Origin of the sequence: Phaeobacter sp. JH20_37, assembly GCF_048056015.1 — a bacterium.
GTDB classification, from domain to species: domain Bacteria; phylum Pseudomonadota; class Alphaproteobacteria; order Rhodobacterales; family Rhodobacteraceae; genus Phaeobacter; species Phaeobacter bryozoorum.
This window is the reverse complement of sequence record NZ_JAYMWW010000013.1, coordinates 401,106-415,420: the sequence shown is the minus strand read 5'-3', so window position 1 is coordinate 415,420 and position 14,315 is coordinate 401,106. Positions and strand designations below refer to the sequence as shown.

Sequence of the window (14,315 nt, the reverse complement as noted above, 5' to 3'; positions counted from 1 at the left end):
AGGATACAGACCGTGGTTGATCTTTTTGTCTATGGCACGCTGCGCCATATGCCGCTGCTTGAACTGGTGTTGGGGCGGTCAGGTGCCGCGCTGGATGTCACCCCTGCACATCTGCCCGATCACGGTGCCTTTGCGGTGGTGGATCAGCCTTTCCCGGCGATAGAGGCCCGCGTCGGCCACCGCGCACCGGGGCTGCTGCTGCGCGGTCTCACCCCGGACGATATGGCGGCGCTGAATTTCTACGAAGGCGGGTTCGACTATACGCTGCGCCCTGTCACGGTCGCGCTGGACGCAGGCGGTAGCGCCCCGGCGGAGGTCTATTTCCCGGAGCCGGGCCTGTGGCAGACCGGGGCGGCCTGGGATCTGGGCGACTGGCAGCAGAAATGGGGCGCCTTGTCGCTGCGCGCGGCAGAGGAGGTCATGGCCTATCGCGGTCGCCTGACCGCCGCCGAGGTGGCCGAGCGGTTCCGCCCGATCCGCATCCGCGCCGCCGCCTGGCTCGCGGCGCAGAACCGCCCCGGCAATCCCGATCACGATCTGACCCGCGATGTCGTCGTCCACCAGCATAAACGCGCCTATCTCAACTTCTTCGCGATGGAGGAGATGGACCTGCAATTCCGCCGCTATGACGGCAGCCTCAGCCCGGTGATCAACCGGGGCGTCGCGCTGGTGGGGCAGGCGGCGGTGGTGCTGCCCTATGATCGCCGCCGCGACGCGGTTTTGCTGATCGAACAGTTCCGCGCCGCCACCTATATCGCCGGCAACCAGCGCCCCTGGATGTGGGAGCCGGTGGCCGGGCTGATCGACCCCGGCGAAACCCCCGAACAGGCCGCCCGCCGCGAGGCGATGGAGGAGGCAGGGCTGAAGATCGACCAGCTGGAAACCGTCGCCCAGGTCTACCCCTCCAGCGGCGCCTCAGGCGAATTTCTGCATATTTTTGTGGGTCTCTGCGACTTTGATGAGATCGCCGGCGGCGGCGGACTGGAGAGCGAGGGCGAAGATATCCGCAGCCAGATCCTGCCCTATGAGGCGCTGATACAGGGCGTAGATGACCAGACCTATCAGGACATGCCACTGGTCACCGCCGCCCTCTGGCTGTCACGCCATCGTGAGCGCTTGCGGCAGGGCTGACCCCGCCAACCGCGCGGCGCGCCGCTATCTCGGCTTGTGGTTGTCCAATGCCTTGGCTACACCTCAACTGGAATGATCGAAAGGGATACCATGCGCATTGCACATGATCTGGCCGACGCGATCGGCCACACGCCTCTGATCCGCCTGAACCGCGTCAGCGATGAAACCGGATGTGAGATTCTGGGAAAGGCCGAGTTCATGAACCCCGGCCAGTCGGTCAAGGACCGCGCCGCACTTTATATCATCAAGGACGCCATCGCGCGCGGTGATCTGAAGCCGGGCGGCACCATCGTCGAGGGCACTGCCGGTAACACCGGGATCGGCCTGGCGCTGGTTGGCGCGTCGATGGGCTTCAAAACGGTGATCGTGATCCCCGAAACCCAGTCCGAAGAGAAAAAGGACATGTTGCGACTGGCCGGCGCCCAGCTGGTGCAGGTCCCCGCAGCGCCTTATCGCAATCCCAACAACTTTGTCCGCTATTCGGAACGTCTGGCCAAGGAACTGGCCAAGACCGAACCCAATGGCGCGATCTGGGCCAATCAGTTCGACAATGTCGCCAACCGGCAGGCCCATATCGAAACCACCGCACCCGAGATCTGGGAGCAGACCGACGGCAAGGTGGACGGCTTTGTCTGCGCGGTCGGTTCTGGCGGCACGCTGGCAGGTGTGGCCGATGTGCTCCAGCCCAAGGGCGTGAAAATCGGCCTTGCCGATCCGATGGGCGCGGCGCTTTATTCCTACTACACCACCGGTGAAATCGTGACCGAAGGCGGCTCAATCGCAGAAGGCATCGGCCAGGTGCGCATCACCAAGAACCTTGAAGGGTTCAAACCGGATTTCTGCTACCAGATCGAGGACCGCGACGCGCTGCCCTATGTCTTCGACCTCCTGCACGAAGAGGGTCTGGTGCTGGGCGGTTCCTCGGCGATCAATATCGCCGGTGCCGTGCGCATGGCCAAGGACATGGGACCGGGCAAGACCATCGTCACCGTGCTCTGTGACTATGGGACGCGCTACCAGTCGAAACTGTTCAACCCCGACTTCCTGCGTGAAAAGGACCTGCCGGTGCCGGATTGGATGACTCACACCCCGGCCTCTATCCCCGGCGTGTTCGAGGACGTATGATCGCCCTCATGCGTGGTTTTGTGAAATGTCTGGCCGGGCTGGTTCTTCTGATCAGCCTGGCCTTTCCCGCTCTGGCCCAGCTCGATGCGCGTTCGAAATCCTATTACGAGGATTGGCTGCGCACCGCGAACCGGGCCGAAAACGTCATTGATGCCAGCCGCGCCTCCAATATCGCCTTGGAACAGCTGCGCAGCGAGCTGGCCGAATTCCGGCAGACCTTCCAGACCAAGCGTGGGGAAAACGGCGAGCGTATCCAGACCCTTCAGGGCCAGCTGGACGCGCTTGGCGCCCCACCGGGCGAGGGCGAGGAAGAGCCCGAAGACATCGCCCAGCTGCGTGACGCGCTGACCCAGCAGCTCAATGAGCTGCGGGTGCCGCGCATCGTCGCCGAAGAGGCCTACAGCCGCGCCGACGGCCTGATCAACGAGATCGACAAGATCGTCCGCGAACGGCTGACCAAACGGCTGTTTGAACGCGGCACCTCGCCGCTCAACCCCGAACATTGGCCCGGCGCGCTGCGGGATCTGGTCCACGCCAGCCGCGCTGTGGGCAATGAAACCCTGTCGCAGCTGCGCAATGACACCACCAGCGAACGCATCAGCGGCGATCTGGTGGGCATTCTTGTGCTGGTGCTGATCGGTATGCTGCTGATCCTGCGCGGGCGCCCATGGGCGCATCTGGCGGGTGATTACCTGCGGCGCTACGGCGCGCGGGGCACCGGCGTCTGGACCTTTGTCGTCTCGCTGCTACAGGTGCTGCTGCCGCTGATCGGTGTCATCTTTCTGGTCGCAGCGGTCGATCTTTCGGGCATTCTTGGGGTGCGCGGCAGCATCTTCCTCGAATCCGTGCCGGCCTGGGCCTTTATCATGCTGTCGTTCCACTGGCTGGGCGAGCAGCTCTATACCAATCAGATCGAGAATGATCTGCTGCCCGTACAGGAGGGCAATCAGGCCGAGACCCGCTTTCTGATCGACATGATGGCGGTGATCCTGGTGCTGCAGGATGTTTTTGCCATCATCGAGCGGATCCAGAACATCCCGGACAGCAGTTCCGCGGTCTATGCCTTTCCGCTGATCAGCTGTGCTGCGCTGATCCTGCTGCGTCTGCACCGCATCGGGGCCAAGCAGCGTCAGGCACAGAGCGAGGAGGAGCCCGAGGAAGGCGCCATCGCCGCCGGGGCCAATCGCATCATCGCGGTGGTGCGCCGGGCGATCTACCTTCTCGGCTTTGCCGGGCCGCTGCTGGCTGCGGTGGGCTATCTCAACGCGGCCGAGGCGGTGATCTACCCGGCCATGCTGACGCTGGCGATGCTGGCGGGCCTGTTTGTCCTGCAACGGTTCTTTGCCGATCTCTACGGCTTTGTCACCGGCAAGGGTAGCGCCGCCCGCGACTCGCTCTTCACGGCGCTGATCGGCTTTGCACTGGCGCTGGTGGCGCTGCCGATGCTGGCGCTGATCTGGGGCGCGCGGGTTGCGGATCTGACGGAGCTGTGGTCGAACTTCCTCGAGGGCTTCCAGATTGGCGACACCCGTATTTCGCCCACCGCCTTTCTGACCTTTGTGACCATCTTTGCCGTCGGCTACGGTCTGACCCGGCTGGTGCAGGGCAGCCTGCGCAACGCGCTGCTGCCCAAGACCCGCATTGATGTCGGCGGCCAGAACGCCATCGTCTCCGGCATGGGCTATGTCGGGATTTTTCTGGCCGCTCTGGTGGCGATTTCGATGGCCGGTCTGGATCTGTCGTCGCTCGCCATTGTCGCCGGTGCGCTCTCTGTGGGCATCGGCTTTGGTCTGCAAACCATCGTGTCGAACTTTGTCTCCGGCATCATCCTTCTGGTCGAGCGACCGGTGTCCAAGGGCGACTGGATCGAGGTTGGCGGCCTGATGGGATATGTGCGCGATATCTCCGTGCGCTCCACCCGGATCGAGACCTTCGACCGCACCGATGTGATTGTTCCGAACTCGGATCTGATCACCGGCACCGTCACCAATTACACCCGCGGCAATACCGTGGGCCGGGTGATCGTGCCTGTCGGCGTCAGCTACGGCACCGACCCGCGCAAGGTCGAGGCCATCCTGATCGAGGTCGCCAAGGCACATCCGATGGTGTTGATGAACCCGCCGCCATCGGTGGTGTTTCAGGGCTTTGGGGCGGACAGTCTCAACTTTGAGATCCGCGCGATCCTGCGCGATGTGAACTGGGTCCTGTCGGTGAAATCCGACATGAACTACGACATCGCCCGCCGCTTCGACGAGGCCGGGATCGAGATCCCCTTTGCCCAGCGCGATATCTGGATCCGCAACCCCGAGGCGCTGGCCGGGGCGGCGGCGGCGGCCGCGGCGCCTGAAGCTGCGCCCGACTCTGGCCCCGACTCTGGCCCCGGATCTGTTCAGGACAGCGCGGCCCGGCCATCACCGGCTGCGGCAGCGGCGCCCGCCAGCAAACGCCCCGAAACCCCGGATCTGGAGGACCTCTCCAACCGGGACGATGCAGCCGACAGCGGCGATGAAGACGGAGACGGCGATCGATGACCGACCAATTGTTCCTGACGGATGCCTATGCACAACAGGCCCCGGCGCAGATCATGGACCACACAAACGAAGGCGGGCTGGTGCTGAACCAGTCCGTCTTTTACGCAACCGGGGGCGGGCAACCGGGCGATACCGGTCATCTCAGCTGGTCCGATGGGGCAGGGGCGCACCGCCTGACGATCACTAATACGGTAAAGGGGGAGGCGGGCGCCATTGTCCTGCTGCCGGAACCTGACCAGCCGCTGCCCAGCGTCGGGCAGGAGGTGACGCAGACCCTCGACTGGGACCGCCGCCTTGGCCATATGCGCATCCATACCGCGCTGCATCTCCTCTCGGTGGTGATTCCCCTGCCGGTCTCCGGCGGTTCCATCGGCGCCGACAAGGGGCGGCTTGATTTCAACATGCCCGAGGCGCCGGAGGACAAACAGGCGCTGGAGGATGCGCTCAACGCCCTCATCAGCCGCGATCTGGAGGTCAGCGAACGCTGGATCACCGAGGAGGAGCTGGATGCAAACCCCGATCTGGTGAAAACCATGTCGGTGGCGCCGCCCCGTGGCAATGGCCGCATTCGGCTGGTGCGGATCGGTACGACCCAGGAGCAGATCGACCTGCAACCCTGCGGCGGCACCCATGTGCGCAGCACCGCTGAAATTGGCCCTATCCGCCTTGGAAAGGTTGAAAAAAAGGGCAAGCAGAACCGCCGTGTCTACCTGCATCTGGGGGCTTGAGCGCGGGCTGCAAATAAGTTTCTGCAAGAGTGAATTTTTTGCTGTTTTCGCTCTTGCAATTGCTTCCGTGATCCGTCAAAAGTCCGCCCAACGGAGAGGTGGCCGAGTGGTCGAAGGCGCACGCCTGGAAAGTGTGTAGGCGGGGAACCGTCTCCAGGGTTCGAATCCCTGTCTCTCCGCCATAACATCTAGACCAAGATGGTTTTATGACAGCCGCCACAGCATGTGGTGGCTTTTTGCGTTTCAGACCTTGCCCCCGTGATCCATCAGCCACCTGTCAGATCGTGGCGACCGCGGCTTGATCGACAAAATGATAGACGTCTATCAGAAAATGATATACGTCTGTCAAAACTGCCGGAAACAGATGGGTTGCAAGGATGGGAAAACCAACCCTACATGATGTCGCTGCTGCGGCCGGGGTCAGCTACGCCACGGCGGACCGGGTGCTGAACAATCGCGGCGGGGTGGCGAAAAAATCGCAGGACCGGGTGCGCGCCGCCATTGCCGAGCTGGGCTATCAGCGCGATATCACCGCCGCCAATCTGTCACGCCGTCGCCGCTACCGGTTTGCCTTTCTGCTGCCGATGGCGGGGGAGGGCTTCTTTGCCCGGCTGCATGAGCATGTCCAAAGCGAACAGACCCGCCGCGCGCAGGCGCGCCAGCAGATCACCATCACCCATGTGCCTGCCTTTGATGCGGCGGCGCTGGTGCGGGCGATCGAAAACTGCGCCGCCGGGGATTACGACGGTCTCTGCCTTGTGGCGGTGGAGGATCCGCAGGTTGAGGCCGCGCTGACCAGCCTGCGGGCCAGGGGTGTTGCCGTGGTCACACTGGTCGCCGACAGCCCGGAAACCACGCGGGATGCCTATGTGGGGATCGACAACCGGACCGCAGGTCGCACCGCAGGCGACCTGATGGTGCTGGCCCATAGCGGAGCGGCCTCCGAAGGGCGGGGCCGGATCCTTCCCATCACCGGCAGTCTCAGCGCCCGCGATCATGCCGACCGCTACGCCGGGTTCTGCGATGTGGTCTCGCCCGGTCTGCCGGTGCTGCCACCGCTGGAGACCGGCGACGACCCCGATGTGCTGGAACAGGCGCTGCGCCGCGCGCTTGATGCAAACCCCGACATTACCGGGGTCTACAATCTGGGTGCCGGCATTCCGGGGCTGGTCGCGGCCCTGTCAGCGACGGCACGGCCGCACCCTCCGGTGGTGATCAGCCACGAACTCTGCGCCGCGACCCGCGATGCCGTGGCGCAGGGCCTTATTGATGCGGTGATCGACCAGAAACCGGCGCAGGAAATCACCGCCGCCCTAGCGGCCCTTGTCGCGCTCAGCGACGGGCTGCCGTTCGACCCGCTGACCGCGCAGATCATTCCCGCCGTCCATTTCAAACACAACATGCCCCCGCAGCCTGCGGTCGGGCCAGAAGAGAGGGCCTGACCATGGCTGGCTATTTCGACGACATCGCAGCAATCACCTACAATCCAGATGGCGACGGGCTGGCCTATCGCCACTACAACCCCGATGAAATGATCATGGGCAAACGGATGGAAGACCACCTGCGCTTTGCCGTCTGCTACTGGCACAACTTTGTTTGGGAGGGGAACGACCCCTTTGGCGGGCAGACCTTTGATCGGCCGTGGTTCCCCGCCGATACCATGGATCTGGCGCGCATGAAGGCGGAGGCCGCCTTTGACATGTTCCGCATCCTCGGCGTGCCGTACTACTGTTTCCACGACCACGATATCCGGCCAGAAGGCGCAAGCCTCGCCGAAAGCCACAAACGCCTGAACCAGATGGGCGATCTGCTGGAACAGAAAATGGCAGATGGTGGCCCGAAACTTCTATGGGGGACGGCCAATATGTTCTCCAACCGCCGCTATATGGCCGGTGCCAGCACCAACCCCGACCCGGATGTCTTTGCCTATTGCGCCTCCACCGTGCGCGCCTGCATGGATCTGACCCATCGTCTGAACGGCGAGAACTATGTCCTTTGGGGCGGACGCGAGGGCTATGAAACCCTGCTCAACACCGATCTGTCGCGCGAGCTGGAGCAGATGGGCCGTTTCCTGTCGATGGTGGTCGATTACAAACACAAGATCGGCTTCAAAGGCGCGATCCTGATCGAGCCAAAGCCGCAGGAGCCGACCAAACATCAATATGACTATGACGTTGCCACCGTTTACGGCTTCCTCAAACGCTTTGGTCTTGAGGAGGAGGTGAAGGTGAACATTGAACAGGGTCACGCGATCCTCGCCGGTCACAGCTTTGAACATGAGATCGCCATGGCCAACGCGCTGGGGATCTTTGGCTCCATCGACATGAACCGCAACGACTACCAGTCCGGCTGGGACACCGATCAGTTCCCCAACAACGTGCCCGAGGTGGCGCTGGCCTATTATGAAATTCTGCGCGGCGGTGGCTTTACCAGCGGCGGCACCAATTTCGATGCCAAGCTGCGCCGTCAGTCGCTGGATGCCGAGGATCTGATCGCGGCCCATGTGGGGGCCATGGACGTCTGCGCGCGGGGGCTACGCGCCGCCGCTGCCATGCTGGAAAGTGATAGCCTCGAGGCCAAGCGCCGCGACCGTTACGCCGGTTGGACCACTGCCGAGGCGCAGGCCTATCTGGCCGAGGGCGCAACGCTGGAGGCCATCGCCGATCAGGCCGAGGCCAGGGCGCTTGATCCGCAGCCGGTCTCTGGCCGTCAGGAACAGCTGGAGGCGCTGGTCAACCGTTTCGTCTGAGGCGGCGGAACCATGGCGTAATGGGGAGAGGGCACAGATATGTATCTTGGCATTGATCTCGGCACATCGGGGCTACGCGCGCTGATGACCGATGCGGCGGGCAGGCCCGTCGCCTCGGCTGAGGCGCAGTATTGCGTGCAGACCCCCCATCCCGGCTGGTCGGAACAGGATCCCGGCGACTGGATCACCGCGCTGGATCGCGCGATGGACCAGCTGCGGGATACCCCCGGCTATGGTCAGATATGCGGCATTGCAGTGGCAGGGCATATGCACGGTGCGGTGCTGCTGGACGGCGCCGATCAGGTGCTGCGGCCCTGCATCCTGTGGAACGACACCCGTTCCGCCGCTGAGGCGGCTGAGCTGGACGCTACAGCGAAGGTCCGCGATCTGAGCGGCAATATCGTCTTTCCGGGGTTCACCGCGCCGAAACTTTTGTGGGTGCAGCGCCACGAGCCGGAGATTTTTGCCAATACGGCCAAGGTCCTGCTGCCTGCTGCCTATCTGAACCTGCATCTGACCGGGCGCCACGTGGCCGACATGTCCGACAGCGCAGGCACCTCCTGGCTGGATGTGGGGGCGCGGGTCTGGTCGGAGCCCCTGCTGCGCGCGGGTCGCATGCGGCGCGATCAAATGCCGGATCTGGTCGAGGGCTGCGAGCCTGGTGGTATCCTGCGTCCCGAACTGGCCGCGCGCTGGGGATTTGGCAAAGACGTGACCGTGGCCGGTGGCGCAGGCGACAATGCCGCTGCGGCCTGTGGCACCGGGGTGATGGCACCGGGGCAGGGGTTTGTCTCGCTTGGCACCTCCGGTGTGGTGCTGACCGCGCGCGACGGGTTCCACCCGGATCCGGCAACGGCGGTGCATACCTTCTGTCACGCGATCCCGGAGCGCTGGTATCAGATGGGGGTGATGCTCTCGGCCACCGATTGCCTGAACTGGCTGGGACGGATCACCGGACGCAGCCCTGCGGATCTGACAGCAGGTCTTGGCGATCAGCTGCGCCCCCCCGGCGAGGTGACATTCCTTCCCTATCTCTCCGGGGAGCGCACGCCGCATAACTCGGCAAGCCTGCGCGGTGGGTTTCAGGGGCTGTCGGTCGCGACCACGCCCGAGGATATGGCCCGCGCGGTGATGGAGGGTGTCTGCTACGGGCTGCGCGACTGTCTGGCGGCGCTGCGCAGCACCGGCGCTGAGTTGGACAGCTGTCTGGTCATCGGCGGCGGCAGCAGATCACCCTATTGGGTCAAGCTGCTGGCCACGGTGCTGGACCTGCCGCTGCATCTCCCGCAGGGGGGTGAGTTCGGCGCCGCGCTTGGTGCGGCGCGACTGGCCCGGCTGGCGGTGACAGGTGAGGATCCCGCCGAGGTTCTGACCGCGCCGCAGATCGCGCGCACGGTCACCCCCGATGCTGCCCTGCGCGATGGTTTTGACGCAGCCTATGCAACCTTTCGCCAGCAGGTCAGCGACATGATCTGAGCGCTGGTCGGCGCCTCAGGCGGCGTCACGGGGCCGGGCGAATCGTGAATCAGCCCGCGGTGGCGACAAGTTGTCTAAAATTCTCCCCATTGTTGCGCGCCGTGGGACAACCCCTGCGCCCAGCGGTTCGCGTGATGGATCTGACAGAGGGCGGCTGTGCGCTCTGATGATCTGCCATTGTTTGCAGGATGGCGACAAACGGCGGTTGTTTCGCGGCGGTGACGGCAGATTCTGCGGGATCGCCCGGTGACGGCGGTCAGACCGGAAACAATCCCCGGCCTCTGGGGACGGGATCACCGGTCGGTCGGGCCGGCGGATGCACGCTGATTAAGATTTTGTTCTTTTTTAGGCAGATTTGCCCGCGTAGGGTAATCTCATGCTGCCACAGGATGAGTGGCGCTCTCTTCAAAGCTGTACCCCGAGGTGTGGCGCCCCTTTGCAATACCAAGGCAGGCTAGGGACCGGTTGCACGGCTGTGCGACCGGGGTGGTCGGGCTTTGGGACGGAGATCATGACGTGCCTTGCTTTACGCCCGGAACAACTGTTGCGACCCCTCAGGGGAGCTGCGCTGTCGAGGATCTGAGCGTCGGGGACCGTGTGGTGACCCGTGACAATGGTCTGCAGCCCATTCGCTGGATCGGGCGGCGGAGGCTGGATCGCAGCGCCCTGCAGGCGGCGGCACATCTGCAACCGGTGCTGATCGCGGCAGGGTCGCTTGGCAATGGGATGCCGGAGCGGGATCTGCTGCTCAGCCCGAGCCATCGGGTGCTGATCGGCAATGACAAGACTGCGTTTTATTTCGAGAATCGCGAGATACTGGTCGCGGCCAAACATCTGACCGGATTGTCCGGGGTCGATGCGGTAGAGACCACCAGCATCGAATATCTGCATTTTGTCTGTGAGGACCATCAGGTGGTCTGTGCCGACGGGGCGTGGATCGAGTGTTTTCAGCCTGCCGACCAGTCCCAGCGCGGGTTGGATCGCGCCCAGCGCGATGAGGTGCTGATGCTGTTTCCCGAGTTGCAGACACGGCCGCCGGTGCCCGGTGCGCCCCCTGCGCAGCCGTCACGCCGACGGCCGGGGTGCAAGGCGGGGGCGCAGTGGTTCATCCACTAGCCCTGTGGCCTAATCGCTTTTGAATGTCGTTCGCGCGCGGCGCCAGGCCGTCCACGCCTCGGGCGTGTCCAGATCGGTGAGCGCATGGGCCTCGGGCAGCGGCACCGGGTGAATGGTCTCTCCCTGATCCTGTGCAGCCTTTAGAACCGCGCGGGCACCCTGATCGCCGCTGAGCTGGCCGAGCGCGGCGAAATACCGGCGGGGAAAGACCACCGGATGTCCAAACCGCTCCTGCGCCCCGGTGATTGAGCCTGTGGCTGCACCGGTTGCTGTCCCGGTCGCGCGCAGGATCCGGTCTGGCAGCGCCATAGCGCTGCCCGCGACCTGCGCCAGATCGGCTTGCGTCACCTCCGGCATATCGGCAGGCAGGATCATCACCGCCTCGTAGCTCTTGGTCAGACCTGCGATGCCTGAGCGAATGGAGGCGGCCATGCCCTCCTGCGCGTCCGGCACAAAGAGCGCTGTTGCAGCGGGGCAGGCGCGGCTGAGCAGCTGGATTCTTGGGTGCCGTGCGGCTGGCAAGGTGACATAGGTGTCCTGCCCGGTGCCAAGGGCCGCCCCGCAGATCCGGGCCAGAAGCGGTGTTCCGTCGATCTCCTCCAGCAATTTGTCACGCCCGCGCATCCGCGAGGCGCTGCCGGCAGCGAGGATCAGAATGGCGATGGCGGTCATATCTGTCGCCTCCCTGGCGTGGTGCCGCGCTGTCGGAAGCCTCCGGCGGGGATATTTAGGGCCAGAAGAGGAGAGGGGTCCAGCAAAAGTGACAGGGCAGGTCAGTGAGGCTGACGTAATGTTTCGCGTGCGAAACATTGGGGCCGGGGCAGGACCCATCTGTTGCGCGAAAGCGGCGGCCCGGCGCGCGCCGACATGGCAACAGTGGGGGAGACGGGTCAGAAATATTGACTCGCCTGCTGCTGTCAGCCGCGCATCCGGGCGCCGTCGGCATCAAACAGCGGCCTGGTGATCAGTCGGGCCTTGTGCATCTTGCCGAGGATCTCGATCTCGACCTCGAGCCCGTCCTGAGCGCGGTCCGTGGGGACAAAGCCGAGTGCGATGGATTTCTGCGCGTGGTGGGAGTAGCCGCCGGAGGTGCAGAAGCCCACAACTGCGCCGTCCAGCCAGATCGGCTCATAGGCGGTCACATCTGCGTCGTCAGCCTCCACTTCAAAGGCGCAGAGCCGGCGGGCTGGCGGTGTGTCGCGTCCGGCTTCAGCCGCGGGGCGGCCAATGAAATCAACGGGTTTCTTGAAGGAGATAAAGCGGTCGAGGCCTGTTTCCGCCGCCGTGTAATCGGGGGAGAACTCGCGCAGCCAGGAGCCGAAGAACCTGTCGAGCCTGAGCGACATCATCGCCCGCATGCCAAAGGGTTTCATGCCGTGCGGCTGGCCTGCATTCCACAGCGCATCCCACAGGGCACGCTGGCTGGGCAGGTCGCAGTAGATTTCATAGCCCAGATCCCCGGTATAGCTGACCCGCTGCACGATGCAGTCGGCCATGCCCACGGTCAGGCGGCGCACCTCCATGAAGCGCATGTCCGAGATGTCTTGCCTTGTGCAGGCTTGCAGGACCGCGCGCGCGCGGGGGCCTGCGATCTGGAAGCCTGTGCGGGTGTCGGAGATGTTTTCCAGCTGAACGCCCGCGTCCAGGTTCTGCAGGAACCAGCGCATATGGTAGGCCTGCGCGCCGTAAGAGGCGGTGAGCTGGAACTCTTCCTCGGAGAGGCAGGAGATGGTGAAATCACCGATCAGGCGACCCTTGGGCGACAGCATCGGGGTCAGCGACAGGCGGCCCGGCTGTGGCACCCGACCGGCCATGATGAGGTCGAGCCAGGCGCGGGCGCCGGCGCCTTTGACCAGGTATTTGCCGAAATTGTGGACCTCGTTGATACCGACGTTTTCACGCACGGCTTTCACTTCGCGTGCGGTGGCCGTGAATGCGTTGGAGCGGCGGAAGGAGGGGGTTTCATAGCGCGGCTCGTCGCCTGTGGCGAAGTAGTTCGGCACCTCCAGCCCGTATTGCGCGCCCCAGACCGCGCCCATGCCATCGAAGATGTCATACATCGGGGTGCTGCGGAACGGGCGGGCGCCAGGCAGCTCCTCGTTCGGGTAGGCGATGGAGAAGCGTTTCTGATAGTTTTCAATAACTTTGGGCCGAGTATAGCCCGGAGTGATCCAGCCGCCGAAACGGGCGCAGTCCATTGCGAATGTATCGCGCTCGCATTCGCCCTCGACCATCCATTGCGCCAGCATCAACCCGACGCCGCCGCCCTGGCTAAAGCCGGCCATGACGGCGCAGGCTGACCAGTAGTTGCGCATCCCCGGCACCGGGCCGACCAGCGGGTTACCGTCGGGGGCAAAGGTGAAGGGGCCGTGGATCACCGATTTGACGCCTGCGCGTTCGAGCGCCGGGAAGCGTTTGTAGGCGAAGGCGATGCTGTCCTCGATCTTGTCGAAATCATCGGGCAGCAGTTCATGGCCGAAGTCCCATGGCGTGCCATCGACGGCCCAGGGTTTGCAGGGCTGTTCATAGAAGCCGATGCAGAGGCCGCGGCCTTCCTGACGGAGGTAGCTTTCGCCGGCCGGGTCCATCACATGCGGATGCTCGCCCCCTGCATTGATGATTTCGGCGATCTCCGGCACCTCGTCGGTGACGATATATTGATGCTCCATCGGGTGCAGGGGCATGTAGATGCCTGCCATGGCGCCCACCTCGCGCGCCCAGAGGCCGCCGGCGTTGACGATATGTTCGGCGTGCACTGTGCCCTTGTCTGTGACCACATCCCAGCTGCCATCGGGGCGCTGGCTGGTCTCGATCACCTTGCAGTGGGTTTCAATCGTGGCGCCGCCCATGCGCGCGGCGCGGGCATAGGCGTGGGTGGTGCCGGAGGGGTCGAGGTGGCCATCGAGCGGGTCATACAAACCGCCGATGATGCCGTCGATATTGGTGACCGGGGCGATTTTCTTGATCTCCTCGGGAGAGATGATCTCGGTTTCCAGCCCCATGAACCGGTGCTTGGCGCGCTCCGCCTTCAGCATGTCGAAACGTTCCTGGTTGTCCGCGAGGGTGACGCCGCCGACATGGTGCAACCCGCAGGACATGCCGGTGATCTCCTCCAGCTCCTTGTAGAGCTTGATGGTGTAGCCCTGCAGCGCCGCCATGTTGGTGTCGCCGTTCAGCGTATGGAAGCCGCCCGCCGCGTGCCAGGTGGAGCCTGAGGTCAGCTCCGAGCGTTCCAGCAGCAGGACATCGGACCAGCCGAGCTTGGTCAGGTGATAGAGCACCGAGCACCCCACAACGCCGCCACCGATCACCGCTACCCGTGTTGTCGTCTTCATCTTGCATCCCCCACTGGCTGTTTGCGGTTATTCTGGACAGATGTGTTCAGTAGTCCAGCAAAAACGCGACATCAGCCGTCGGGATTGAGCGCTGCAAGGACGAACCGGGCGTCAGCCGTGGGGC

10 protein-coding genes and 1 tRNA gene are annotated in these 14,315 nt (G+C 64.0%); 9 read left to right on the top strand and 2 right to left on the bottom strand.

Annotated elements, in window-relative coordinates:
- The first annotated feature begins 12 nt into the window (after positions 1–12).
- The 9 genes from VWZ87_RS06790 (at position 13) to VWZ87_RS06750 (ending at position 10,856) form a co-directional block, all read left to right on the top strand.
- Positions 13–1,131 (top strand): NUDIX domain-containing protein, encoded by a 1,119-nt coding sequence (locus VWZ87_RS06790; RefSeq protein WP_416536073.1) that lies wholly within the window; start codon positions 13–15, stop codon positions 1,129–1,131.
- A gap of 90 nt (positions 1,132–1,221) precedes the next feature.
- On the top strand, positions 1,222–2,256 hold the full coding sequence (locus VWZ87_RS06785; RefSeq protein ID WP_416536071.1) for a cysteine synthase A: 1,035 nt from the start codon (positions 1,222–1,224) through the stop codon (positions 2,254–2,256).
- Positions 2,253–4,787: a DUF3772 domain-containing protein gene (locus VWZ87_RS06780; protein ID WP_416536069.1), complete on the top strand. Its 2,535-nt coding sequence runs from the start codon at positions 2,253–2,255 to the stop codon at positions 4,785–4,787. Before VWZ87_RS06785 ends, VWZ87_RS06780 begins: the two co-directional genes overlap by 4 nt.
- Positions 4,784–5,515, top strand: coding sequence for an alanyl-tRNA editing protein (locus VWZ87_RS06775; RefSeq protein ID WP_416536067.1), 732 nt, complete (start codon positions 4,784–4,786; stop codon positions 5,513–5,515). Before VWZ87_RS06780 ends, VWZ87_RS06775 begins: the two co-directional genes overlap by 4 nt.
- 92 nt (positions 5,516–5,607) lie before the next feature.
- Positions 5,608–5,697, top strand: a tRNA-Ser gene (locus VWZ87_RS06770).
- Between the two features lie 195 nt (positions 5,698–5,892).
- Entirely contained in the window at positions 5,893–6,957 is a 1,065-nt protein-coding gene (locus VWZ87_RS06765) for a LacI family DNA-binding transcriptional regulator (RefSeq protein WP_416536065.1), read from the top strand.
- Positions 6,958–6,959: 2 nt separating this feature from the next.
- Entirely contained in the window at positions 6,960–8,264 is a 1,305-nt protein-coding gene (xylA, locus tag VWZ87_RS06760) for a xylose isomerase (RefSeq protein WP_416536063.1), read from the top strand.
- 39 nt (positions 8,265–8,303) lie between these two features.
- Positions 8,304–9,740, top strand: coding sequence for a xylulokinase (xylB, locus tag VWZ87_RS06755; protein ID WP_416536061.1), 1,437 nt, complete (start codon positions 8,304–8,306; stop codon positions 9,738–9,740).
- A 516-nt stretch (positions 9,741–10,256) separates the two neighbouring features.
- A complete protein-coding gene (locus tag VWZ87_RS06750; protein WP_416536059.1) occupies positions 10,257–10,856 on the top strand; it encodes a Hint domain-containing protein in 600 nt (199 codons plus the stop codon).
- 9 nt (positions 10,857–10,865) lie between these two features.
- Here the strand turns inward: VWZ87_RS06750 and VWZ87_RS06745 are convergent, their stop codons facing one another.
- Both VWZ87_RS06745 and VWZ87_RS06740 read right to left on the bottom strand, forming a co-directional pair.
- Positions 10,866–11,528, bottom strand: coding sequence for a nucleotidyltransferase family protein (locus VWZ87_RS06745; RefSeq protein ID WP_416536057.1), 663 nt, complete (start codon positions 11,526–11,528; stop codon positions 10,866–10,868).
- Between the two features lie 245 nt (positions 11,529–11,773).
- Positions 11,774–14,191, bottom strand: a complete 2,418-nt coding sequence (locus tag VWZ87_RS06740) for a GcvT family protein (protein ID WP_416536055.1) — start codon at positions 14,189–14,191, stop codon at positions 11,774–11,776.
- Positions 14,192–14,315: the final 124 nt, after the last annotated feature.